A 22008-nucleotide genomic window follows, 5' to 3' on the forward strand; every position below is an offset into this window, starting at 1 on the left:
AGAAAAGGGCATGAGTCAGGTGCAGCTTCCGGAGCATAAGGCGGATGTCGACAAACTGCCCGCGCTTGCGAAATTGCCCTTGACTGCCGAACAGCTGCCGCCGCTGCAGGATATGAATTGGCCGGTCGCGGAGGGCGTTTCTCACCTGCTTTCGGCTTATCCGGCCGCGCTCGTTCCCCATATAATCAATGTTCTTCATTCCGACGATGCGATGTGGATATATAACGTGCTTAACCGCATAGTTTTGCACTCTCCGCCGGAGGTCCAGCGGCGCTACCGGACGTCGCTGATTCGTTTGGCGACGACGCCGACCAACGATGAAAGAGGCGAAGAGGTCGATATGCTCGCCGCGCGTATTTTGGGCGAATTAAAGTAAAGCGTGTTTTTACGTGAAGATGAATGCGGTCAAATGAATCAATTCATCTAAAAATCGTGTAGTATATTCGCCAAGTGACGGATATTTTTCTATTTTTCATGTAATCCTTTGATAAAGAAGCTATTTCTTCCCGTTATCAAATTAGACGTTTTTTAAAAGCACACAGACGCCTGTGAAGGCGACAACAGAGGTTGCTCGATGAGCGAAAAGCTACAAAAGGTATTGGCCAACTCTGGCCACGGTTCCCGCAGAGAACTTGAGGCGATGATTCAGGCCGGGCGCATCAGCGTTGACGGCAAAATCGCCACGCTGGGCGATCGCGTTACCGTGACGCCGGGGATGAAGGTGCGTATTGACGGCCACGTCGTTTCTATTCGCGAAACGGAAGAGACTATTTGCCGCGTGCTGGCCTACTACAAACCTGAAGGCGAACTTTGTACCCGTAAAGATCCGGAAGGCCGGCCAACGGTATTCGAACGCCTGCCTAAAATGCGCGGCGCCCGCTGGATTGCCGTAGGACGACTGGACGTCAACACCTCAGGCCTGCTTCTGTTTACCACCGATGGTGAACTGGCAAACCGCCTGATGCATCCCAGCCGCGAGGTTGAGCGCGAATACGCGGTTCGCGTATTCGGTCAGGTTGATGACGAGAAGATAAAAAGCCTGAAAGAGGGCGTTCAGCTTGAAGACGGCGTTGCCGCGTTTCGCAGCATTAGCTATCAGGGCGGTGAGGGCATGAACCAATGGTATAACGTGACGCTGACCGAAGGGCGTAACCGCGAAGTTCGCCGCCTGTGGGAAGCGGTTGACGTACAGGTCAGCCGCCTTATCCGCATACGCTATGGCGATCTTGACCTGCCGAAAGGCCTGCCGCGCGGGGGATGGATTGAACTGGAGCTGGAATCGGTCAACTATCTGCGCGAAATGGTTGGACTGAAGCCGGAAACGGAAACCAAGCTTGCTCCAGAACGCGATCGTCGTCGCACAAAGGCTAATCAGATCCGCAGAGCGGTGAAGAAGCACAGCCAGCGTCCCGCCTCTCGGCGCGGAAGCACTTCTCGGCGATAAGCGAGATAAAAAAGGCGTCTGGAAGGCGCCTTTTTTATGTCTAAAAAACGATATTTTATCTTTTATTTCATTTTGTTACTTATCCCTGTTTAGGCTAAGCCCTCGGCTCAACGCTGCCACTTTTCTTATTCCTCTCGTTAACCCATTTCCGCTTCACTTTGTGATCTATGCCCACATTTCCAGTTTATTTCCACTTTAAAGCGGAAAAACTCGGTCTCCTAACGTGGCATTAACGCGTGTACTGTGACGCCATTGGAAAAGGCAGATGGGCATCTCACATTATATGCGGCCTATACGGAATTTAATGGTCATTGCATCGATGAAGGGCCTTATAAATAGCTGTCTGTAGATAAATCCTCGGATGTGTCGATGCTGGACCCATCCTTTTCGTGACTATATTTACCTTTGAATCTAGAGATGTATTGCATGAGTAATATTCGTTTCAACATGGTTGAAGACAACCTTAAGCCGGAAGAGGTTACGCAAACGCTTTTAGCGATTATCGACGGCTGGCTGAAAGAAGAAGGCGCCTATACCACCGACGTACAGGGCCAGATGCTGGCTTCTCACGTCAAGGCAATGGTGACGCGGGCTAAAACGGGTGAGCCTTTGCCGGAAGTGGATCGGTCGCTGTTTGAAGAAATTTCCGACGAGTCAATGCGGTTGGCTGAACGGGCGGTAGACATGCTGCCGGGGCTGCCGATTGAAGAGGCTTACTTACTGTCCGTCCACTTTGAAATTGCGCGTTCAAACGCATAACCACCCCTACTGGAGAGAAAAACATGAAACAAGTTGTTGTCGTTATTGGCGATCGTTTAGGTAAAGGCCAAAAGGTCGCTGCTGGAGTAGAAGCCGCAGGCGGTAGGGCAGTCGTTGTTCCCGGCGTGGCGGCGGACATGAAGCTTGGCGACGTCATGAAGGCGGAGAATGGAGATATCGGCATCTCTTTCTGCGGCAGCGGCGGCGCGGGCGCGATTACGGCCCAAAACAAGTATGGCTATAAGGTGCGACACGGCATGCGCTCTATTGAAGAGGGCGAGACCGCTATCGCAGACGGCTGTACGGTGCTCGGCTTTGGCTTTATGGATAAAGAAGAGCTGGGCGAGCGCCTGGTGAAGGCCTATATCAAAAAATACGGCGAAGCGTAATGAAAGAACGTCTTGAAACATCGGTTCGCGTCAGCGGTCGCGGAGACACAAAACAAAAAGCGATTGCCGACGCGTTAAGCGCCGTACAGCGTACGGTTTTAAAAGAGAGCAGCAATATCATCCTTCGTATTGAGCCCGTAAACGTAGAGGTTGTACAGGCAACGGTGAAGACGTCGCACGAGAAGTTTCTGTTTTTCTTTTTACCGCGCAAACGTGAACTTTACTCCGTTGTTTTAGACGTGGCTTTAGACGTAACCCTACTCAATGTACAAGAGATTCATTTCGAGTCGGCGTAGCTGCCTGTCGGAATGCTTTTGAGGAAAAACCAATGGATGCATCTACCACTGTTTCTGTGTTTGAGATCCTGATTAAGTCTCTGATTATCGGCGGTCTCTGTGGCTTCGGCCTGGGAGCAGGCGCAGCGCGCATGTTCCACGCGCCGACCATACAGGGAATGGGCGCGTTTCGTACGCTAGGGGAACTTAACTCCTGCGAAGGCGATCCTGCTTCTCACTTCTCCTTCGGCCTCGGCTTCTTCTTTAACGCCTGGGCGTCATCGGTCGCGGCCGGTGCGTTCACGCAGGACGTCGATCACCGCATTATCCCTAACTGGGGCGCGGCGGCGCTGATGATTAAAAATCGTAACGTCGCAGAAACGCTGCACAATCCGAAAAAAATGGCTATCGCCTGCGGCGTGATCGGCGCAGTCGTGGTGGCTTTCCTTAATACCACCGCGTCCGCCGTGCCCCCGTCTTTGCAGACGACGGCAACCAACGTGCTGGTTCCCGCCGCTAACCTGCTGGTAAACACCGTGATGCCCGTGATTTTCTGGCTGGCCGCGATGGATGCGGGTCGTCGCTCCGGCTTCTGGGCGACGCTGTTCGGTGGCTGCGCTCAGCTGATTATGGGCAACGCCATCCCCGGGCTGGTTCTGGGCATTCTTATCGGTAAGGGCGTAGACGACAACGGCTGGAACAAGGTCACTCGCACCATGATGATCGCCGTGATCCTGCTATTCGTCCTCAGTGGCTTCTTCCGCGGCTTCGATATCAAGCTGCTGCAGTCGTTCACGCTGGGCGTGCCGGACTGGTTACAACATGTTCATAACGTATTGAGCGGTAAGTAATTCTACTAAACGCGGGATTGAATAATGAATACAGAATTAAAAAACGACTTTTGGTACGCGGAGTGGACGTTCCCTCTCTTTGTTGGACTACTGTCTGCGGGCGTCTTCGCCGGGACGCACATGTACGTGGTTCACGGCTTCGGCGCGTTTAACGAAGTGGCGTTCGTCGCCATGCTGCGTTCCGGTATTGATACCGGCGTTTACGGCGCGGTAGCGGCGTTCGGCGCGAGCTTCCTGTTTGCGCGCATCATTGAAGGTTCCCTGGTGGGGATACTTGATATTGGCGGCGCGATCCAGACCGGTATCGGACTGGGGGTTCCTGCGCTGCTGCTGGCGGGCGGCTTTGACTATCTGGTCACCAATTTCTACATCTCGCTGGTGGTAGGTTTGGTGCTGGGCATCGCGGTGGGCGCGATTATTATTTTGGCGCGTAAGTTCACCATCGGTCAGGGCAACTCAACCTTCGGCGCGGACGTCATGATGGGGGCGGGCAACACCTCCGGCCGCTTCCTCGGTCCGTTGATTATTCTGGCGGCGATGGCGGCGTCGATTCCTATCGGTATCGGCTCCTTGATTGGTTCGCTGATTTTCTACATCTGGAAGAAGCCGGTCGCCGGCGGCGCAATTCTCGGCGCGATGGTGTTTGGCTATTTCTTCCCGCTGGTTGCGGCATAAATTGAAAGACGAGGTGAGCAGACATCATGAATGATTTAATTATCAGGCAGGCAAAGCGCGTAGAGGGCGACGTTGTTGACGTCGTCATCCATGAGGGAAAAATCCGCGCCGTAGGGCCCGAGGCAGCCAAGGGACAAACGGCAAAAAAAGAGATCGACCTAAGCGGAAAATACTTTATCAGCGCTGGCTGGATCGACGCTCACACTCACTGCTGCCCGTCTTCGCCCATCTATTTTGATGAGCCGGACTTGGCCGGCGCCGCCTGCGGAGTGACGACCGTCATTGACGCAGGCAGCGTCGGCGCCGACGACGTGGACAGCTTCTTTCTACAGGCCCAAAAGGCCAAGACCAACGTCTATTCTTTTTTAAACATCGCTCGTATCGGCATTATCGCCCAGAACGAACTGTCGGACATGAGCAAGATAGATAACGATGCGCTGCAAAAGGCGGTGAAGCGCCATCCGGATTTCGTTGTCGGCATCAAGGCGCGCATGAGTAAAAGCGTCGTCGGTGAAAACGGCATTAAGCCGCTGCTCGCCGCCAAAGAAATGCAAAAGGAAAACGGGCTGCCGCTAATGGTGCACATCGGCAACAATCCGCCGAATCTGGATGAGATTGCCGACCTGCTGAGCAAGGGCGACATTATCACCCACTGCTTTAACGGTAAGCCAAACCGCATTCTGGACAAACAGGGGCAGCTTAAGGCGTCCATCAAACGCGCTCTGGCGCGGGGCGTCATATTAGACGTCGGCCACGGCGGCGAGAGCTTCAGCTTCTCCGTCGCCGAACAGGCGATGAGGATAGGCACCTATCCGGACATTATCAGCTCCGACATTTATCACAAAAACCGCGTCAACGGCCCGGTGTTTAGCCTGGCGGCGGTCATGACCAAATTCCTGTGTATGGGATTTAACCCCAAGCAAATCGTCGACTGCGTGACCGTCAAGGCCGCCGACCTGCTGCGCCTGAAAGGGAAAGGGCGCCTGACCGTCGGCGACGACGCCGACGTTACCGTCTTCGATATTAAGGAAGAGCGCATTGAGCTCTCTGATGCAGAAGGTCAGGTAAGAACCGGTACACATCGATTTATTCCTCTGGCGGCGGTCGTCGCGGGAGAAAGTATTGCAACCAAAGAAGGTGAGTCCGACTATGCCATCAATTTATGAGAAGTATCATTTACGCGAAGTGATTAACGCCTCCGGACGCATGACGGCGCTTGGCGTATCTACGCCTAAACCGGAAGTGGCGGACGAGGTTCACTTCGGCCTGAACCAGTATTTTGAAATGAAGGATCTGGTCAATAAGACAGGCGCTTACATTGCCAACCTGCTGGGCGTCGAGAATGCGGTTGTCGTTTCCTGCGCCTCTGCGGGTATCGCTCAGTCGGTTGCCGCAGTGATTGTGAAAGACGACGCTGACCTGCTTTTAAACCTTCACAGTTCAGACAAGCAGGTGCCTCGCGAAATCGTCGTGCCAAAAGGGCATAACGTCAACTTCGGCGCTCCGGTCGATACGATGATTTCTCTGGGCGGCGGCAAAGTGGTTGAAGCGGGCTTCGCTAACGAGTGCAGCGCAGGCCAGCTGGAAGCAAAAATTACCGCTCAGACTGCGGCCATTCTCTACATTAAGTCCCACCATACGGTACAAAAAAGCATGCTGTCGGTGGCCGAAGCGGCCGAAGTCGCTAAAAAGCACGGCCTGCCGCTTATTGTCGATGCCGCAGCGGAAGAGGATCTGCACGCCTACTACAACATGGGCGCAGATCTGGTCATTTACAGCGGTGCGAAAGCGATTGAAGGACCGACCAGCGGGTTGGTTATCGGTAAGAAACAGTGCGTTGAGTGGGTTAAGTTACAGGGTAATGGAATCGGCCGTGCGATGAAGGTCGGGAAAGAGGGCATTCTCGGCCTGACGCTGGCGATTGAGCTTTATCTGACGGCAACCAAGGAAAGCGGTCAGGAAATGGTGGAAAAGATGACGCCGTTTATTGCCGAGCTTAACGGCATCAAGGGCATTTCCGCCAAAGTGGTTTGGGACGGCGCCGGTCGCGATATCGCTCGAACTGAAATTTCCTTCGATGAAAAAACAATCGGCAAAAAGACCGTAGACATCATGAAGGCGCTTAAGCAGGGGACTACGGCCATTTACTTCCGTGAATATAAGGCGAATGCGGGCATCGTTGAAGCCGACGTGCGCAGCGTGTCAGCGCAGCAGCTTACCGTTATCGCCAGCGCCATTCGCCAACAGGTTACCGGAGCATAACTGATGAAATTGACCCCAAACTATTATCGCGATCGCGTCTGCCTTAACGTTCTGGCAGGCTCAAGGGAAAATGCCCGCGAGGTGTATGCCGCAGCACAGAAGCACGTGGTGGTCGGCGTCCTGTCGAAGAATTATCCCGACTTGGCCAGCGCCATTGAGGATATGACCAAGTACGCGAACGATATTGAAAATGCCATTTCCGTAGGGCTGGGCGCGGGCGATCCTAACCAGTCCGAGATGGTGTCGCAAATCTCCAGAGTTATTCAGCCGCAGCACGTAAATCAGGTATTTACCGGCGCTCCCATTAGCCGCGCGCTGCTCGGGCAGAATGAGACCGTGGTCAATGCGCTGGTTTCGCCTACCGGAAAAGTAGGACTGGTGAAAATTTCCACCGGCCCGCTGAGTTCGACCTATCCTGATGCGATAGTCCCGGTAGAAACGGCTATCGCCATGCTTAAAGACATGGGCGCAAGCTCAATCAAATTCTTTAATATGCGCGGCTTAGCCCATAAGGAGGAGTACGCCTACGTCGCCAAAGCCTGCGCGGAACACCGTTTCTACCTGGAGCCGACCGGCGGCATCGATCTGAATAATTTCGAAGAAATTCTGAAGATTGCGTTGGACGCAGGCGTGGAAAAAGTGATACCCCATGTCTATAGTTCTATTATTGATTCGGCGACGGGCAATACCCGCCCTGAAGACGTAAAAACGCTGTTGGCCATTGTCAAAAAGCTTGTTGCCTGACGTGCAACGCTTTTGTTGATGTCTGAAAGCCTTTCGTTCAGAAGGGCTTTCGTTTAACACAATTATTCTATTTTTATAATATCTATTGGGTTAAAAGGGTGGTTCGTGGCGCTATTTCCTTATCAACGCCTTGCCTATTTGTTTGACGCTATCCGATCGGAGACGCTGCCGCAGGACGAACTGGCAAAGCGCTTCAACGTTTCAACCAGAACGATACGCACCGACGTATCGGCACTCAACGACGTGCTGTCCGAATATGGGGCGAACGTTGTTTATGAGCGAGGCCTGGGATACCGGCTTTCTGTCACCGATCCGCTGCGTTATGGCGCGTTGCCGATGCAAAAACATCAGGTCAAGGCGATACCCCGCTCGTCGAAAGAGCGAGTCGATGCGCTGCTGCTAAAGTTTTTACTTGCGCCTTTGCCTATCAAACTCGACGACATTGCCGAAGAGTGGTTTGTCAGCCGAGGGACGCTTCAGCACGACATGTCGACCGTCAGAGAACTGTTGGAGAAGTATCAGATAGTCCTGGACACCATACCGCGGCAGGGTATCAAGCTGGTTGGCGCCGAGCAAGCCATTCGCGCCTGCATTACCGACATTTTGTGGCAGCAGTTTTCCAGCGATAACGAACGCTCGCTAAACAGCTTTAAACAGGACATTCTGACCAATATCGATCTCGGCTATATCGAAAAGGTGTTGGAAAACAGCGTGAGCCGTTTTGATATTCGCCTGACGAATGAAGGGCGCCAGTATTTGATCTTCAACTGCGCCGTTTCTATTCTGCGTATAACCCGAGGCCATGAAATTATTCACTATGCCGCCGAAGGCGTAGATGACGTGATAACGAACGCCGCGGCGGAAATCGCCAAAGGGTTTGACTATTTCCTCGGCGGTGAGCTTTCCGGCTCCGAAGAAGCCTACCTCAGCGTTCAAATTTCCGCTCAGCGCATACCCAGCGGCGACGTTGAAAGCGCTCAGGACAGCGAACGCTATAGCGACGAGCTGGTAGACTATATCCTCAGCTATATTAATGACTCCTATAACTACGACCTGCGCCACGATAAGAAGCTAAAAGCCGACCTTTCCTCCCATCTGGCGGCGATGCTGACGCGCGTCCGCTATCAGCTCAATACCAAAAACCCTCTGCTGTCCGATATTAAGCAGTACTATCCGTTTGCTTACGACGTAACCCTAAGCGCCATGGCGAACGTAGAGCATCAAATTCCTTACGCCATCAGCGAAGACGAGTTGGGCTATCTGGCGGTGCATATCGGCGTAGGCCTTGAGCGCAATTACAGCGTCGGCTATACCCGGCACCCCCATGCGTTATTGGTGACGGACGCGGGCAATTCGACTATCCGAATGATTGAGGCCAAGATCGTACGGGAATTCCCCCAAATGAAGGTACAGCGGGTTATCTCTCTTCGGGACTACGAGGAGCTTGACGGCGTAGCCGAAGATTTTGTGATTACGACCGTAAGGCTGGTGGAAAAAAACAAGCCCATCGTAAAGATCGCGCCTTTTCCAACGCCGTATCAGATTGAGCAGATTGGCCGCCTGGCGATGGTTGATCGCACGAAGCCTTATATTCTGGAGCGCTTCTTTGATGAACGGCACTTTATGATAGTCAAAGGCAAGATGACGCAAGAAGCGCTGTTTAAGAAGGTGTGTCAAAAGCTGGAGGCGGATGGCTATGTCACCAAAGAATTCTATCCATCGCTGGTTGAACGAGAGTCTATCGTTTCTACTTTGCTGGGTGAGGGGATTGCGCTTCCCCATTCTTTGGGGCTTCTGGCCAATAAAACCGTGGTTGTGACAATCCTTGCGCCTAACGGCATAGAGTGGAACAACGAGAAAAAGGAAGTGGCCAACGTCGTTTTCCTGCTGGCCATCAGCAAGGCGGAATATGAAGAGGCGATGGCTATTTACGATCTGTTCGTTACCTTCGTGCGAGAGAAGGCCACCAAGCGGCTGTTGAACAGTAAGAGCTTTAACGACTTTCAGGCCATCGCGAAAGACAGCCTGGGAAGAAGCGCCTGAAGGGGTGATGTAAATGAATGATAATAGCTAAATATGTTGTAATTTGTGTTTATCACTCATTTTTTATACAGCGACTAAATATTAAGAATAATAATAAAACCCTGCTAATTGCAGGGTTTTTGCCGAATAGAAACGCATAATATCGTTATGAGAGAAGATATATTTTTTGTACTGTTACCGCATGTAAGAATTAAGAATGTATGTATCCAATGCGTATTGTTACTTTTTTGTTATCAGGGATGGCGTTAATGAAATAATGAGGTAAGTAATTTTTATTTAAATGGAGTAATGATGTTTATTATTCGTCAACACGCTTATTTGAAAGAAAGACGTTTATTTTCCATCTTTGTGATGCATCTAACTGTTTCGGTACTAACACCCGCCTTTTTTGACATCCATCAACGATATCGAAGTATCAATTGCTATAGTGAGCCCGTGCAAAACAAGCCTTTTGAGATTATAGTTTAATCGTCATTGACAGTTTTATTGCTATTGGGAGCATTAACTTTTTATTGCATAATTATATTTGTAATATAGGTGTGGACGCGGCAAGGTTATTGCCGTTTTGATGAGTTAAATAGTGAGAATAACATGATTACACAAATCATAGCCTTGGTGGTTGTTGCAATCACCGTTTACCTGTTGATAAAGCAGTATGAAACGCGAATGGTGCTGATTGGCTCCGGTCTGGTTATGGGCCTGCTGGCGCTAAATCCAATGGCCGGCCTTGACGCGTTCGCCAAGAGCATGACGTCCGCCAGCCTGATACAAGCAATCTGTGCGAGTATGGGTTTTGCCTACGTGATGAAGTTTACCAAGTGCGATATGCACCTGGTGAAAGCATTGACCGGCATGATGACGCGTTTGGGCTTCTTCTTAATCCCAGCGACCGTTGTTGTGACCTACTTCATCAACATCGCTATTCCTTCTGCGGCTGGCTGTGCGGCAGCGGTAGGGGCAACGATGATCCCTCTGCTTATCGGCGCGCGCATCCACCCGGCTATCGCCGGCGCAGCGGTGCTGAGCGGTACCATCGGTTCTTTCCTTAGCCCGGGTATGTCTCACAACGCCTTCGTTTCCAACCTGTATAACGAAATCATGGTGGGAACGGACGGCTTCACCAAGATGGAAGTTATTGACCTTATCAAACACCATGCGCCGTTCAGCATTGCTATCGGCGCTATTGGCGCAGTATCTCTTTCTATCGTCGCGCTGGTTCGCAAAGAGTTCCGCATTCAGCCTGTTGAAGGCGAAGCGGGCGCTGGCAAGGCAGATGCGAAAGACGAGGGCGGCGCTAACTATCTTTATGCTACCGCACCGTTTATTCCGCTAATCCTGCTGTTGATTGCGGGCACTACGAACTGGTTTGGCAGCGTGAAGATGACCGTTCCGGCGGCGATGGTTATCGGCGCCATTTATGCGCTGGTTATTACTCGTTGCAGCCCAACGAACATGACCAAGCAGTTCTTTAACGGTATGGGCAACGCCTACGGCGACGTTCTGGGCATCATCATCGCAGCAGGCGTATTTGCTGCCGGCCTGAATGCGTCTGGCCTGATTGACAGCTTCATTTATTTCCTGACTCACCATCCTGAATTGGCCCGCTGGGGCGGAACAATCGGTCCGTTCCTGATGGGGATTATTACTGGTTCCGGCGACGCGGCTGCTCTGGCCTTTAACGAGACGGTAACGCGCCACGCGGCGGCATTCGGTTACACCATCCCTGACCTGGGCATGGCGGCTGCAATGGGCGGCGCACTGGGACGCACGATGTCTCCTATCGCGGGTGTGACTATCGTATGTGCGGGCCTGGCCGCGGCTAACCCGGTAGAACTTATCAAGCGTACGGCTCCGGGCATGATCGTTGCGGTGATTTTTGTCGCTCTGGTAATGCTGTAATCGTGCGACCGAGTAGACCGCAAGTTAAGCAACAAAGAAGGATATAAGTAATGTCGACAGTTGATTTAGAACAGTTAGTAACGTGGCGCAGAGAGCTTCACCGCTTTCCTGAAATCGGTTGGTCTGAGTTCACGACCACAGCGCGCCTGATCAAAGAGCTGCGCGCAATGGGGCTGGAAGTGTTTGCAGGCCCTAAAGTGATCAACCGCGAATTTGTTCGCGGCCGCAAGGCTGAAGTCGTTGAGAAAGGCTTGGCGCTGGCGAAAGAGCGCGGCGTTGATGAAGCGCTTTTGGCTGAAATGGAAGAATTGACCGGCTGTATGGCCGTGTATGACAGCGGAAAGCCTGGACCGACGGTTGCTTTACGTTTTGATATTGACTGCGTGAACGTGCAGGAATGCGCTACCGCCGAACACGTCCCGAACAAGGATGGTTTTGCGTCAAAGAGCGCGGGCCTGATGCACGCCTGCGGCCACGACGGCCATATGTCTATTGGTCTGGGCATTGCCAAGTGGCTGGTGGAAAACGGCAGCAGCTTGTCTGGTAAAGTCAAGCTGCTGTTCCAACCGGCTGAAGAGGGCGTGCGCGGCGCAAGCGCGATGGCGGCAAGCGGCATCGTTGACGATGCGGACTATTTCCTCGGTATGCACCTGGGCTTCATCGCCAAGACCGGTGAAATCGTGGTAAACCCGAACAACTTCCTGTGCACCACCAAGTTCGACTTCCGTTTTTACGGCGCTCCGGCTCACGCTGGCGCAGAGCCTCACCTGGGCCGCAACGCTCTGGCAGGCGCTTGCCATGCTGCTACGCAGATGCTGGGCATTTCCCGCCACGGTAAGGGAATGTCTCGTATCAACGTCGGCGTTATTAAAGCGGGCGAAGGCCGTAACGTTGTTCCGGCATACGGTGAACTGCAGGTTGAAGTTCGCGGTGAAGACGAAGCCATCAACACCTTCATGGCCGAGCAGGTTCAGCGCATGGCCGAAGGAGCAGCACACAGCTTTGAGCTGCGCCTTGAAAGCGAAGTAATGGGTGAAGCGGTAGATCTGGTTAACGACAAAGAGCTGGTCGACCTGCTGACCGGCGTTGTTAAGCAGCACGCTGAGCTGACCGTTGTGCCTGAACGTTCGTTCGGCGGCAGCGAAGACGCTACCATTCTGGCCAAGCGCGTGCAGCGTAACGGCGGGAAGTCCATCTACTTCATCGTCGGCGCCGATTTGACTGCGGGTCACCACCAGGCAGGATTTGACTTCGACGAGAAGCAGCTTAAAACCGCGGCGGATCTGTTTATCGGCTGTCTGCAGAAGCTGATGAACAAGTAGTTTTTCCTACGCAATACGTCAAAACCGCCTCACAGTGAGGCGGTTTTTTTATTTCTGTTCTTCTCCGCTTTTTATTTCTATTTTGCGGGACCGGGGGTTCTTCCCGGCTGCGCGTCAAGGCTGGCGCCATTCTCATGTAGGCTATCGTCGCCCATCAGGTATAGATAGGTCGGCATAATGTCGGCCGGCGTTTTCAACAGGTTTGGGTCTTCGTCAGGAAACGCGTGAGCGCGCATGGCCGTTCGCGTTCCTCCCGGATTAATACAGTTAACGCGAAGCGTTGTCCCCTGATATTCATCGGCCAGCACCTGCATCAGACCTTCGGTAGCGAATTTAGATACCGAATAGACGCCCCAGCCGCGTCGGCCTTTGCGCCCTACGCTGGAAGAGGTGAAAATAAGCGACGCGCGGGGCGATTTAAGCAGCAGGGGAAGCAGAACCTGGGTCAGCATAAAGCCGGCGTTAACGTTAACCTGCATGACCTGATGCCAGGCTTCAGTATCCTGTTCGGCAATCGGTGCGATTTCGCCTAAAAGGCCGGCGCTGTGCAGCAGGCCATCCAGATGGTCCACCTCTTTCATAAGCTCTTCTTGCAGCATGGCGTAGTGCTTGGGCTGTGCGGTTAAAAGGTCGTAAGGAAAAATAATGGAAGGCTTTCCACCCTCTGCGGAGATCGTCTGCTGTACCTGCTTTAGCTTATCTTCATTGCGGCCAAGCAGAATGAGCCGGGCGCCGTGCCGCGCATAGCTTAGCGCGGCCTCTTTGCCGATACCGTCGCTGGCGCCGGTAACCATAATGATCTTTTCATTGAGCAAATCGCGCGGTGCCTGGTAGTGCATACTCTCTCCTTACGGTATATTTATCCGGTTTATACCCGTCATAATTCAAGCTGCATGTGCGTTGGCTTTGTATATTTGGCTATTCACAGATCTCACCTTTTCAGGGCCAGCGCAAGCGCCGTTCAAAACGCCGTGGGCGTTTTGTCATGCAACTCGAATTACTTAAGGGACGTGGGGTGGCTGCATTATGATGTTAATCATAGCTGAAATAGGCAACGATATCAGTCTGTCACGGTGAAAGAGGCTATACTTTTACCGCGTTGAATGCGTACATCGTTACCCGGTTTTATTAACCCGATAGGAAAAATGCCGTGGAGTGGATTTCTCAATATGGTTTATTTTTGGCGAAGATTGCGACGTTTGCCGTCGTAGTCGCCGCCGCTGCGCTGTTTATCCTTAGCGCAACTCAGCGTAAAGGCAGCCGTCGAGGCGAACTGACGCTGGTCGATTTAGGCGAGCAGTATCGCCACATGCAGGAGGAGATGCAGGTGGCCCGCATGCCGCAGGCGGAACAAAAGCTGTGGAATAAGGCGCAAAAGAAAAAGGATAAAGCGGAAGCAAAACTTGCCAAGCAGGCGGCTAAAAGCGGCGAACAAAGCAAGCAAAAGCCCTGTTTGTTCGTGCTGGAGTTTAAAGGCAGCATGGATGCCCATGAGGTTGAGGCTCTTAGGGAGGAGATAACGGCCGTACTGGCGGTCGCTAAGGCGGAAGATGAAGTTTTACTTAAGCTCGAAAGCCCGGGCGGCGTAGTGCATGGCTATGGCTTGGCTGCATCTCAGCTCGATAGGCTGCGTAAGGCCGGCGTTCGGTTAACGGTTGCCGTGGATAAAGTTGCGGCCAGCGGCGGCTATATGATGGCCTGCGTAGCCGATCGCATCGTTGCCGCGCCGTTTGCCATTGTGGGGTCTATCGGAGTGGTTGCGCAAATTCCGAACTTTCACCGACTGCTGAAGAAGAATGCGATTGACGTTGAGCTGCATACCGCCGGTGAATTCAAGCGTACGCTGACGCTATTGGGTGAGAATACGGAAGCGGGGCGAGAGAAATTTCGCGAAGAGCTGAACGAGACCCACCGGCTGTTTAAGGCGTTCGTCAGCGAACAGCGTCCGTCGCTGGATATTGACGCCGTAGCGACGGGAGAGCATTGGTTTGGCGTTCAGGCTAAAGAAAAGGGGCTGATTGACGAAATAGGCACCAGTGACGATCTGCTCATTGCCCAGTTAAGCAAACGCGACGTCATTGGCGTGCGCTATGCCCAGCGAAAGCGCCTGATTGACCGGCTGACGGGAAGCGCGGCGGAAAGCTGCGATCGTCTTCTGTTGCGCTGGTGGCAGCGTGGACAAAAGCCCACTCTTTAATTGAAACTCTCAGTCGGCGCGTTCCTGCATTAATGGTTAGGGCCTGATGAATGCGGAATGCGCCGACGTTTTTTAGACATAATGTGAAGTTAACTTAGGCGTTTTTTAGTGATGTCTATAACGCGGTGAGTCCGTATTTAATTCCAATCTCTGTCTTGATTACAGAGCGATTAGTAAAAGATAATTTTAGTAAATTCCCCTTAATTTTATAAAAATTAGCATGGTATATTTCAGATGAATTCTGTTTGTACGTTATTGTTTCTTATTGCAAATATTTAAATGATATTGAGGTGTGAAGATGCGTGAATTAAATAAAAATGAAATGGAAGCCGTTAACGGTGGCTGCATTGAAGGCGCACTGGACGGCGCGGCCTGTGCTTCAGCTATTGGGCAAAGTAAAGGGTGGGACGGTTTTAGCAGCTTCGTATTTTCTGCCTTTGGCGCCGCGGTAGGCGCTGTTGTCGGCAGTGACGCAGCTACAAAATTCTTGAAGCTTTTCGCTTAAGTACCCAAGGCTCTCCACTTAAGCCAGAAGGCTTTTCAGAAAGCAGAGAGAGGTTCTCTCTGCTTTTTTACTATTGTAAAACTGCATTAAGCACAGTTTTTATATCAATCGTTACCCGCCAAACGTTATTCCAAATGATATTTGTTTGAAAACACGTGGGCCAGATGTTTGAACATATTGAATACGGCCGTCGTTTTGGCGGTCGGCAGCCCGTCTTTGTCCAGGAAGTACTCTCCCCGAAAAACGAGAACGCTGCCTTTTTGCTCTACGTCGGTAGCTTCCATTCCGTGAATGAAGTCTTCATGGTCGCGGATAAGTTGATTCGCTTCTTTTAATAGCGCTTGGCGCGATATAGGCGTAGTCTCGGTTTTCATTATTTACTCCAATGTACTCAAATTACGTACTTAAACCATTCACGCATTTTATCGCTCAGACCCTGCCAGAGCAATGCGTCAGAACTTATGCAGGATAGCGTTTTTTCTCCTTGGAGCCGCTCGTTTTTATCGATAAAAAACGGTTATTCTCGCTAATTTTGTTGCGTAGTGCTTTTTATCAGGTAGAGTTATGGGCTTTCGGAACAAACGAACGCAGCGTAAAGCGTTGAGAAAATCGAGCGTTTACGGCTACATACGAACGAGGAAGAAAGCGAGGGCTTGACGTTTCGCATTTTGACCTCAACATTAAACGCGGCGTTTTTGTGATGTTCTGCAAAATTCGCTATGTTGTATTTTATTGAGAAGGGCCAATTTAGGTAAACAACGTTATGGGTAAATCGCTCGTTATTGTGGAATCCCCGGCTAAGGCCAAAACAATTAATAAATATCTGGGCAGTGACTACGTGGTGAAATCCAGCGTTGGTCACATCCGGGATTTGCCGACGAGCGGTTCGGGAACGAAAAGCAGCGCTTCGACAAAAGGCGCCAAGGTCAAAAAAGATGCGCAGCAGGCGTTGGTTAGCCGTATGGGCGTTGATCCATATCACGACTGGGCCGCTCACTATGAAATTCTTCCCGGCAAAGAGAAAGTTGTCGCAGAGCTGAAAGCCTTAGCCGAAAAAGCCGATACTATTTATCTGGCAACCGACCTTGACCGCGAAGGGGAAGCCATTGCATGGCACCTGCGGGAGGTCATCGGCGGTAACGACGACCGGTATCGTCGCGTGGTCTTCAATGAAATCACCAAAAACGCAATCCGCGAGGCATTTAAAGAGCCTGGCGAACTCAATATGGATCGCGTTAACGCTCAACAGGCGCGCCGCTTTATGGATCGCGTGGTGGGCTATATGGTTTCTCCGCTGCTGTGGAAAAAGATTGCCCGCGGCCTTTCTGCCGGTCGGGTTCAGTCCGTCGCCGTTCGCCTGGTGGTCGAGCGCGAGCGTGAAATCAAGGCCTTTGTGCCGCAAGAGTACTGGGAGCTGCACGCAGACCTCGATCACGGAAGCGACGCTCCGCTGCAAATGCAGGTAACGCACTATCAGGACGGGGCGTTTAAACCCGTTAATCAGCAAGAGACTCAGGCAGCGGTCGCGCTGTTGGAAAAGGCGCGTTATGAGGTTTTAGAGCGAGAAGATAAGCCAACTACCAGCAAGCCCTCCGCGCCGTTTATTACGTCTACGCTGCAGCAGGCGGCCAGTACCCGGCTGAACTTTGGCGTAAAGAAAACCATGATGATGGCGCAGCGTCTGTATGAAGCGGGCTATATCACCTATATGCGTACCGACTCAACCAACCTGAGTCAGGATGCGCTCAACATGGTCAGAGGTTACATTGGCGAAAGCTTTGGCGATAAGTACCTGCCGGCGCAGCCAAACCATTACAGCAGTAAAGAAAACGCTCAGGAAGCGCACGAAGCCATCCGTCCTTCTGACGTGAACGTCCTGGCTGAGTCGCTAAAAGATATGGAAGCGGATGCTCAGCGCCTGTATCAGCTCATTTGGCGTCAGTTTGTTGCCTGCCAGATGACGCCGGCGAAGTATGACTCTACGACGTTGACGGTTAAAGCTGGAGACTATCTCCTGAAGGCTAAAGGCAGAACGCTGCGCTTTGACGGCTGGACTCGCGTACTCCCTGCGCTGCGCAAAAACGATGAAGATAAAACGCTGCCTACGGTAGAGGTCGGCGCGACGCTGGATTTAGTGCAGCTGCTGCCGAGCCAACACTTTACCAAGCCGCCCGCGCGCTTTAGCGAAGCGTCTTTGGTTAAAGAGTTGGAAAAGCGCGGCATCGGCCGTCCTTCAACCTATGCGTCGATTATTTCCACCATTCAGGACAGAGGCTATGTTCATACTGAGAATCGTCGCTTCTATGCCGAAAAAATGGGTGAAATCGTTACCGATCGCCTGGAGGAAAACTTCCGCGATCTGATGGACTACGACTTTACCGCCAGAATGGAAGATAACCTCGACAGCGTGGCGACCAATAAAGCCAACTGGAAGGGCGTGCTCAACAACTTCTTCTCTGACTTCAGCCAGCAGCTTGATAAAGCCGAGCAGGATCCGGAAGTAGGAGGGATGCGTCCTAATCAGGTGATCTTGACCTCTATCGATTGCCCGACCTGCGGACGGAAAATGGGGATAAGAACCGCCAGCACCGGCGTATTCCTCGGCTGCTCCGGCTATGCGCTGCCGCCCAAAGAGCGCTGTAAGCAAACTATCAACCTGATCCCAGAATCTGAGGTCTTGAACATTCTGGAAGGCGATGATGCGGAAACCAATGCGCTGCGCGCGCGCCGCCGCTGTAGCAAATGTGGAACGGCGATGGACAGCTATCTTATCGATCAGAACCGCAAGCTGCACGTCTGTGGTAATAATCCGTCCTGCGACGGTTATGAAATCGAAGAAGGTGAATTTCGCATTAAAGGTTACGACGGTCCGGTGATTGAGTGCGATAAGTGTGGTTCCGAGATGCATCTGAAGATGGGGCGTTTTGGTAAATACATGGGATGTACCAACCCTGACTGTAAGAATACGCGCAAGATCCTGCGCAACGGCGACATCGCGCCGCCAAAAGAAGATCCAGTTCCATTGCCAGAGCTGCCGTGTGAAAAGTCTGACGCCTATTTCGTCTTGCGAGACGGCGCGGCAGGGGTTTTTCTGGCTGCTAATACTTTCCCGAAATCGAGGGAAACGAGGGCGCCTACGGTAGCTGAACTACAGCGCTTTAAAGACCGACTGCCGGAAAAATTGCGCTATCTGGCCGATGCGCCGGCAGCGGATCCCGAAGGCAACGCGTCTATCGTGCGCTTTAGCCGTAAGACCAAGCAGCAATATATTTCATCAGAGAAAGACGGTAAGGCGACCGGATGGTCATTGTTCTATACCGACGGCCAGTGGCGAGAAGTAAAAAAGTAATACTCTGAGCAGGAAGAATAATTACTTGCTATCTAACGCCCTGTATGTTCATTTAACTACAGGGCGTTTTTATTCCGCTAAATCGCAGGGAGAGGCGCGGAATGAAAGCAGAGCCGGGTTGCGTAGTTGTAGGTAGCTCACGGCTTGGCGCGATAAACAGCACGGATGCGATTTTATATTAACCATGATAGTTATTGAGTAGTGGTGTAACGTATGAAACTGCAGCAACTTCGCTATATCGTTGAAGTGGTCAATCATAACCTGAATGTCTCATCTACCGCGGAGCGGCTTTATACCTCTCAACCGGGGATCAGTAAGCAGGTAAGAATGCTGGAAGATGAGCTTGGCATTCAGGTCTTTACTCGCAGCGGTAAACACCTAACGGAAGTGACGCCTGCCGGGCAGGAAGTTGTACGCATCGCGCGGGAGATACTGTCCAAGATTGACGCTATCAAGTCCGTCGCTGGTGAACATACCTATCCCGATCGCGGGTCGCTGTATGTCGCCACTACGCACACTCAGGCTCGCTATGCGCTGCCTAAGGCGATTAAGGCCTTTATCGATCGCTATCCCAAAGTTTCTTTGCACATGCATCAAGGATCGCCGACCCAGATAGCCGAAGCGGTATCAAAGGGCAACGCGGATTTCGCTATTGCGACGGAAGCGCTGCACCTGTATGAAGATCTCGTCATGCTGCCTTGTTATCACTGGAACCGCGCCATCGTCGTAAAAGACGATCATCCGCTTGCTTCAAAGTCGCATATTCCTATTGAGGAACTGGCTTCATATCCGCTGGTGACCTATACCTTCGGTTTTACCGGGCGTTCTGAGCTGGACATCGCTTTTAATCGCGCAGGGCTGACGCCGAAAATCGTGTTTACCGCAACGGATGCTGACGTGATTAAAACCTATGTGCGGCTAGGACTGGGGGTTGGGGTGTTGGCGAATATGGCGGTGGACGCATTGGAAGATCCCGACCTGGTAGCGATCGACGCCAGCCATATTTTTGCTCCGAGCACGACTAAGATAGGCTTTCGCCGCACGACGTTCCTGCGTAGCTATATGTACAGCTTTATCGAGGGATTTGCCCCCCATTTAACCAGAGACATCGTGGATAAGGCTGTCGCATTAAGATCGCCGGAAGAGGTAGAGGCGCTGTTTAGCGATATCGAACTGCCGGTTCGGTAGCGGGCTCTCAGACTCCTCGCCGGATGCAAAGCGCGTCAGGCGAGGAGGTAGTACGGACTATTTGGACAGCAGGTGGCCCATTTTTGCGGCCTTGGTGTCAAGATACTTTTCGTTTTTAGGGTTACGTCCTACCAGTAATGGAACGCGTTCAACGATGTTGATGCCGGCCTGAGTCATAATTTCAACTTTCTTTGGATTATTGGTCAACAGCCTGACAGAGCTGACGTTTAGCAGCTTGAACATGTCAGCGCACAGCGTAAAGTCACGCTCGTCCGCAGCAAAACCCAACTGGTGGTTAGCCTCAACGGTGTCTGCACCCTTGTCCTGAAGCGCATAGGCGCGAATTTTATTCAAAAGGCCAATATTACGGCCTTCCTGACGATGGTAGAGCAGTATGCCTCGGCCTTCTTCAGCAATGTGCTGCATAGCGGCTTCAAGCTGGAAGCCACAGTCGCAGCGAAGGCTGAACAGCGCATCCCCCGTCAGACACTCGGAATGAATACGCGCCAATACGGGATTATCATCGCTGATGTCGCCAAACACTAGCGCAACGTGGTCATGCCCGGTGGCCAACTCTTCAAACCCGACCATCAGAAAGTCTCCCCAAGGGGTCGGTAGTTTGGCTTCAGCCACTTTCTTTAACTGCATGATGTTCTCCAATGACGATTGACTCTGCTTTTGCTGTTTGCGCTTAGATTGACGGATGCGTCACTACGGCATGAAACGCCATATTATAAACCAATTACGGCGCATTGTTGCCAGTTAGTTAATAAATAATGCGCGATAGTTTTATCGTTTCGGACATTTTTATGGAATTATAGTCAGCCGTTATAAGTACAGGAAGACGTTGTTGTATGCTGAGCCGTTTGACCGGGCGCCTTGCCGTTGGCGTTTTGCTTTTACTGATTTTACCGCTGGCGACGCTTTGCGTCGGCTGGCGCTGGTATCCGGGAGAGGGAAACGCATTTCTCCTTCCTTTATTTTGGCTCACAGAGACAGCCAGTTCGCCTTGGGGGGCGATAACCAGCGTTATTCTTGCGGTTTGGTTTATATGGCGACTGTCTTTGCCTAGGCGTCAGGCAATTGCCGTCGTTGCGCTGCTGGCTGCGGTTATCGTAGGAGGACAGGCGATAAAATCCGTGGTTAAAGAAACGGTAGCAGAACCAAGGCCTTATGTGCTCTGGATGGAGAATGAGTACCATATTGACGATCGCGCCTTTTACGAGCAGGGTCGAAAAACGCGAGCGAAAATGATTGAACAACGGCTAGGCCAAGAGGCGAGAGTGCCCCTGTGGCTGTCCGACCATTGGCAAAGAGAAACAGGATATTCATTTCCCTCTGGGCACACGCTGTTTACGGCTTCTTGGGCGCTGATGGGCATCGGTTTGCTGCTGCCGCGTCGCCGCTATCTAGACGCCGGCGTTTTGATGGCGTGGGCCGTTTCCGTTGCGGGAAGTCGGCTCCTGTTGGGGATGCACTGGCCTATAGACTTAATTGTTTCAACGCTATTAAGCGGCCTGCTGGCGTTGAGCGCCTGCTGGGTCGCCGAGCGGAAGATATTTGCTAAGGCCCGGCGGGATGAATAATGCACCGTTGAAAATCGCCGACGTTTTGCGTCGGCATCGTGCATAAATAAGGGATACGGCCTAGTATTTTAAAGCAATATCAGTGAAAATCAGGCTCCTGTGCTGCGCGCATTTTTCGTTCAGCGTGCAGAAATGCTAAGTTAAAGGACACGGCCAAGCATTCTTGGTATAATTCATCCGTTTATCTCTATGTTTTGGATAGCAATGTGAAATATTTACTGATTGGATTAATCGCCGTCGTTATTCTGGTTATCGCCGTCACGTTGGGAGCCCACAACGAGCAGGTTGTAACTTTCAACTTTTTGATTGCGAAGGGCGACTACGCGCTATCTACGCTGTTGGCCGTTTTGTTCGGCGGAGGCTTTATTCTCGGCTGGCTGGTCACAGGCATATTCTATTTGCGTTTACGCTTACGTCTTGGACGTGCGATGCGCCAGATCAAGCGCTTACAAAACGAGACGACGGCGCCCGTTGAAGCCGCTCCCGTTATGCAGCAGATCGCCGAAAAGGAATAGCGCTG

At 52.0% G+C, this 22008-nt stretch carries 22 protein-coding genes; 19 read left to right on the plus strand and 3 right to left on the minus strand.

What is annotated here, in order from left to right; genetic code table 11:
* The first annotated feature begins 10 nt into the window (after positions 1 to 10).
* From G544_RS21225 to G544_RS0102160, 13 genes are all read left to right on the plus strand, one after another.
* On the plus strand, positions 11 to 376 hold the full coding sequence (locus G544_RS21225) for a DUF5071 domain-containing protein (protein ID WP_134389057.1): 366 nt from the start codon (positions 11 to 13) through the stop codon (positions 374 to 376).
* Between the two features lie 198 nt (positions 377 to 574).
* Positions 575 to 1444, plus strand: a complete 870-nt coding sequence (gene rluB / locus G544_RS0102105; RefSeq protein ID WP_027273055.1) for a 23S rRNA pseudouridine(2605) synthase RluB — start codon at positions 575 to 577, stop codon at positions 1442 to 1444.
* A gap of 426 nt (positions 1445 to 1870) precedes the next feature.
* Entirely contained in the window at positions 1871 to 2203 is a 333-nt protein-coding gene (locus tag G544_RS0102110; protein ID WP_027273056.1) for a hypothetical protein, read from the plus strand.
* A 23-nt stretch (positions 2204 to 2226) separates the two neighbouring features.
* Positions 2227 to 2592, plus strand: coding sequence for an SFCGS family glycine-rich protein (locus G544_RS0102115; protein WP_027273057.1), 366 nt, complete (start codon positions 2227 to 2229; stop codon positions 2590 to 2592).
* Positions 2592 to 2888 (plus strand): DUF4312 family protein, encoded by a 297-nt coding sequence (locus G544_RS0102120; RefSeq protein ID WP_027273058.1) that lies wholly within the window; start codon positions 2592 to 2594, stop codon positions 2886 to 2888. The genes G544_RS0102115 and G544_RS0102120 overlap by 1 nt, the downstream gene beginning before the upstream one ends.
* 32 nt (positions 2889 to 2920) lie before the next feature.
* Positions 2921 to 3718: a DUF4311 domain-containing protein gene (locus G544_RS0102125; RefSeq protein ID WP_027273059.1), complete on the plus strand. Its 798-nt coding sequence runs from the start codon at positions 2921 to 2923 to the stop codon at positions 3716 to 3718.
* A 24-nt stretch (positions 3719 to 3742) separates the two neighbouring features.
* Positions 3743 to 4393, plus strand: coding sequence for a DUF4310 family protein (locus G544_RS0102130; RefSeq protein ID WP_027273060.1), 651 nt, complete (start codon positions 3743 to 3745; stop codon positions 4391 to 4393).
* Positions 4394 to 4419: 26 nt separating this feature from the next.
* A complete protein-coding gene (locus G544_RS0102135) occupies positions 4420 to 5559 on the plus strand; it encodes an amidohydrolase/deacetylase family metallohydrolase (protein ID WP_027273061.1) in 1140 nt (379 codons plus the stop codon).
* On the plus strand, positions 5543 to 6655 hold the full coding sequence (locus tag G544_RS0102140) for a DgaE family pyridoxal phosphate-dependent ammonia lyase (protein WP_027273062.1): 1113 nt from the start codon (positions 5543 to 5545) through the stop codon (positions 6653 to 6655). The genes G544_RS0102135 and G544_RS0102140 overlap by 17 nt, the downstream gene beginning before the upstream one ends.
* A 3-nt stretch (positions 6656 to 6658) precedes the next feature.
* Positions 6659 to 7399, plus strand: a complete 741-nt coding sequence (gene dagF, locus G544_RS0102145; RefSeq protein WP_027273063.1) for a 2-dehydro-3-deoxy-phosphogluconate aldolase — start codon at positions 6659 to 6661, stop codon at positions 7397 to 7399.
* 105 nt (positions 7400 to 7504) lie between these two features.
* Positions 7505 to 9442 carry a BglG family transcription antiterminator gene (locus tag G544_RS0102150; RefSeq protein WP_027273064.1) on the plus strand — a complete coding sequence of 646 codons (1938 nt, stop codon included), beginning with the start codon at positions 7505 to 7507 and terminating at the stop codon, positions 9440 to 9442.
* A 591-nt stretch (positions 9443 to 10033) separates the two neighbouring features.
* On the plus strand, positions 10034 to 11341 hold the full coding sequence (dcuC, locus tag G544_RS0102155; protein ID WP_027273065.1) for a C4-dicarboxylate transporter DcuC: 1308 nt from the start codon (positions 10034 to 10036) through the stop codon (positions 11339 to 11341).
* A 50-nt stretch (positions 11342 to 11391) separates the two neighbouring features.
* Positions 11392 to 12663, plus strand: a complete 1272-nt coding sequence (locus G544_RS0102160) for an amidohydrolase (protein ID WP_027273066.1) — start codon at positions 11392 to 11394, stop codon at positions 12661 to 12663.
* A 77-nt stretch (positions 12664 to 12740) separates the two neighbouring features.
* Here the strand turns inward: G544_RS0102160 and G544_RS0102165 are convergent, their stop codons facing one another.
* The gene (locus G544_RS0102165; RefSeq protein WP_027273067.1) at positions 12741 to 13502 is read right to left on the minus strand and encodes a YciK family oxidoreductase; all 762 of its coding nucleotides are present in this window, start codon (positions 13500 to 13502) and stop codon (positions 12741 to 12743) included.
* A gap of 311 nt (positions 13503 to 13813) precedes the next feature.
* Between G544_RS0102165 and sohB the strand changes: the two genes are divergently transcribed.
* Positions 13814 to 14860: a protease SohB gene (gene sohB, locus G544_RS0102170; protein WP_027273068.1), complete on the plus strand. Its 1047-nt coding sequence runs from the start codon at positions 13814 to 13816 to the stop codon at positions 14858 to 14860.
* Between the two features lie 298 nt (positions 14861 to 15158).
* The gene (locus G544_RS0102175) at positions 15159 to 15365 is read left to right on the plus strand and encodes a Blp family class II bacteriocin (protein ID WP_027273069.1); all 207 of its coding nucleotides are present in this window, start codon (positions 15159 to 15161) and stop codon (positions 15363 to 15365) included.
* Positions 15366 to 15490: 125 nt separating this feature from the next.
* On the opposite strand, the gene G544_RS0102180 is transcribed toward G544_RS0102175, so the two are convergent.
* A complete protein-coding gene (locus G544_RS0102180) occupies positions 15491 to 15739 on the minus strand; it encodes a YciN family protein (RefSeq protein ID WP_027273070.1) in 249 nt (82 codons plus the stop codon).
* A gap of 389 nt (positions 15740 to 16128) precedes the next feature.
* Here G544_RS0102180 and topA point away from each other — a divergent pair, with 389 nt between their 5' ends.
* Together topA and cysB are read left to right on the plus strand one after the other, a co-directional pair.
* A complete protein-coding gene (topA, locus tag G544_RS0102185; RefSeq protein ID WP_027273071.1) occupies positions 16129 to 18714 on the plus strand; it encodes a type I DNA topoisomerase in 2586 nt (861 codons plus the stop codon).
* A gap of 213 nt (positions 18715 to 18927) precedes the next feature.
* A complete protein-coding gene (gene cysB, locus G544_RS0102190; protein WP_027273072.1) occupies positions 18928 to 19902 on the plus strand; it encodes an HTH-type transcriptional regulator CysB in 975 nt (324 codons plus the stop codon).
* 57 nt (positions 19903 to 19959) lie between these two features.
* Here cysB and ribA read toward each other — a convergent pair whose 3' ends face one another.
* A complete protein-coding gene (gene ribA / locus G544_RS0102195; protein ID WP_027273073.1) occupies positions 19960 to 20550 on the minus strand; it encodes a GTP cyclohydrolase II in 591 nt (196 codons plus the stop codon).
* Positions 20551 to 20756: 206 nt separating this feature from the next.
* Here ribA and pgpB point away from each other — a divergent pair, with 206 nt between their 5' ends.
* Positions 20757 to 21488 (plus strand): phosphatidylglycerophosphatase B, encoded by a 732-nt coding sequence (gene pgpB / locus G544_RS19750; RefSeq protein WP_051155531.1) that lies wholly within the window; start codon positions 20757 to 20759, stop codon positions 21486 to 21488.
* Between the two features lie 206 nt (positions 21489 to 21694).
* Entirely contained in the window at positions 21695 to 22003 is a 309-nt protein-coding gene (locus G544_RS0102205; RefSeq protein WP_027273074.1) for a LapA family protein, read from the plus strand.
* The last annotated feature ends 5 nt before the right edge of the window (positions 22004 to 22008 follow it).

This window comes from Leminorella grimontii ATCC 33999 = DSM 5078 (assembly GCF_000439085.1).
Taxonomy (GTDB): Bacteria; Pseudomonadota; Gammaproteobacteria; order Enterobacterales; family Enterobacteriaceae; genus Leminorella; species Leminorella grimontii.

What these genes read in the sequence shown, in the direction of transcription:
- G544_RS21225 (WP_134389057.1), top strand. Translation starts at nt 11, where the DNA reads ATGAGTCAGGTGCAGCTTCCGGAGCATAAGGCGGATGTCGACAAACTG.
- rluB (WP_027273055.1), top strand. Translation starts at nt 575, where the DNA reads ATGAGCGAAAAGCTACAAAAGGTATTGGCCAACTCTGGCCACGGTTCC.
- G544_RS0102110 (WP_027273056.1), top strand. Translation starts at nt 1,871, where the DNA reads ATGAGTAATATTCGTTTCAACATGGTTGAAGACAACCTTAAGCCGGAA.
- G544_RS0102115 (WP_027273057.1), top strand. Translation starts at nt 2,227, where the DNA reads ATGAAACAAGTTGTTGTCGTTATTGGCGATCGTTTAGGTAAAGGCCAA.
- G544_RS0102120 (WP_027273058.1), top strand. Translation starts at nt 2,592, where the DNA reads ATGAAAGAACGTCTTGAAACATCGGTTCGCGTCAGCGGTCGCGGAGAC.
- G544_RS0102125 (WP_027273059.1), top strand. Translation starts at nt 2,921, where the DNA reads ATGGATGCATCTACCACTGTTTCTGTGTTTGAGATCCTGATTAAGTCT.
- G544_RS0102130 (WP_027273060.1), top strand. Translation starts at nt 3,743, where the DNA reads ATGAATACAGAATTAAAAAACGACTTTTGGTACGCGGAGTGGACGTTC.
- G544_RS0102135 (WP_027273061.1), top strand. Translation starts at nt 4,420, where the DNA reads ATGAATGATTTAATTATCAGGCAGGCAAAGCGCGTAGAGGGCGACGTT.
- G544_RS0102140 (WP_027273062.1), top strand. Translation starts at nt 5,543, where the DNA reads ATGCCATCAATTTATGAGAAGTATCATTTACGCGAAGTGATTAACGCC.
- dagF (WP_027273063.1), top strand. Translation starts at nt 6,659, where the DNA reads ATGAAATTGACCCCAAACTATTATCGCGATCGCGTCTGCCTTAACGTT.
- dcuC (WP_027273065.1), top strand. Translation starts at nt 10,034, where the DNA reads ATGATTACACAAATCATAGCCTTGGTGGTTGTTGCAATCACCGTTTAC.
- G544_RS0102160 (WP_027273066.1), top strand. Translation starts at nt 11,392, where the DNA reads ATGTCGACAGTTGATTTAGAACAGTTAGTAACGTGGCGCAGAGAGCTT.
- G544_RS0102165 (WP_027273067.1), bottom strand. Translation starts at nt 13,502, where the DNA reads ATGCACTACCAGGCACCGCGCGATTTGCTCAATGAAAAGATCATTATG.
- G544_RS0102175 (WP_027273069.1), top strand. Translation starts at nt 15,159, where the DNA reads ATGCGTGAATTAAATAAAAATGAAATGGAAGCCGTTAACGGTGGCTGC.
- G544_RS0102180 (WP_027273070.1), bottom strand. Translation starts at nt 15,739, where the DNA reads ATGAAAACCGAGACTACGCCTATATCGCGCCAAGCGCTATTAAAAGAA.
- topA (WP_027273071.1), top strand. Translation starts at nt 16,129, where the DNA reads ATGGGTAAATCGCTCGTTATTGTGGAATCCCCGGCTAAGGCCAAAACA.
- cysB (WP_027273072.1), top strand. Translation starts at nt 18,928, where the DNA reads ATGAAACTGCAGCAACTTCGCTATATCGTTGAAGTGGTCAATCATAAC.
- ribA (WP_027273073.1), bottom strand. Translation starts at nt 20,550, where the DNA reads ATGCAGTTAAAGAAAGTGGCTGAAGCCAAACTACCGACCCCTTGGGGA.
- pgpB (WP_051155531.1), top strand. Translation starts at nt 20,757, where the DNA reads ATGCTGAGCCGTTTGACCGGGCGCCTTGCCGTTGGCGTTTTGCTTTTA.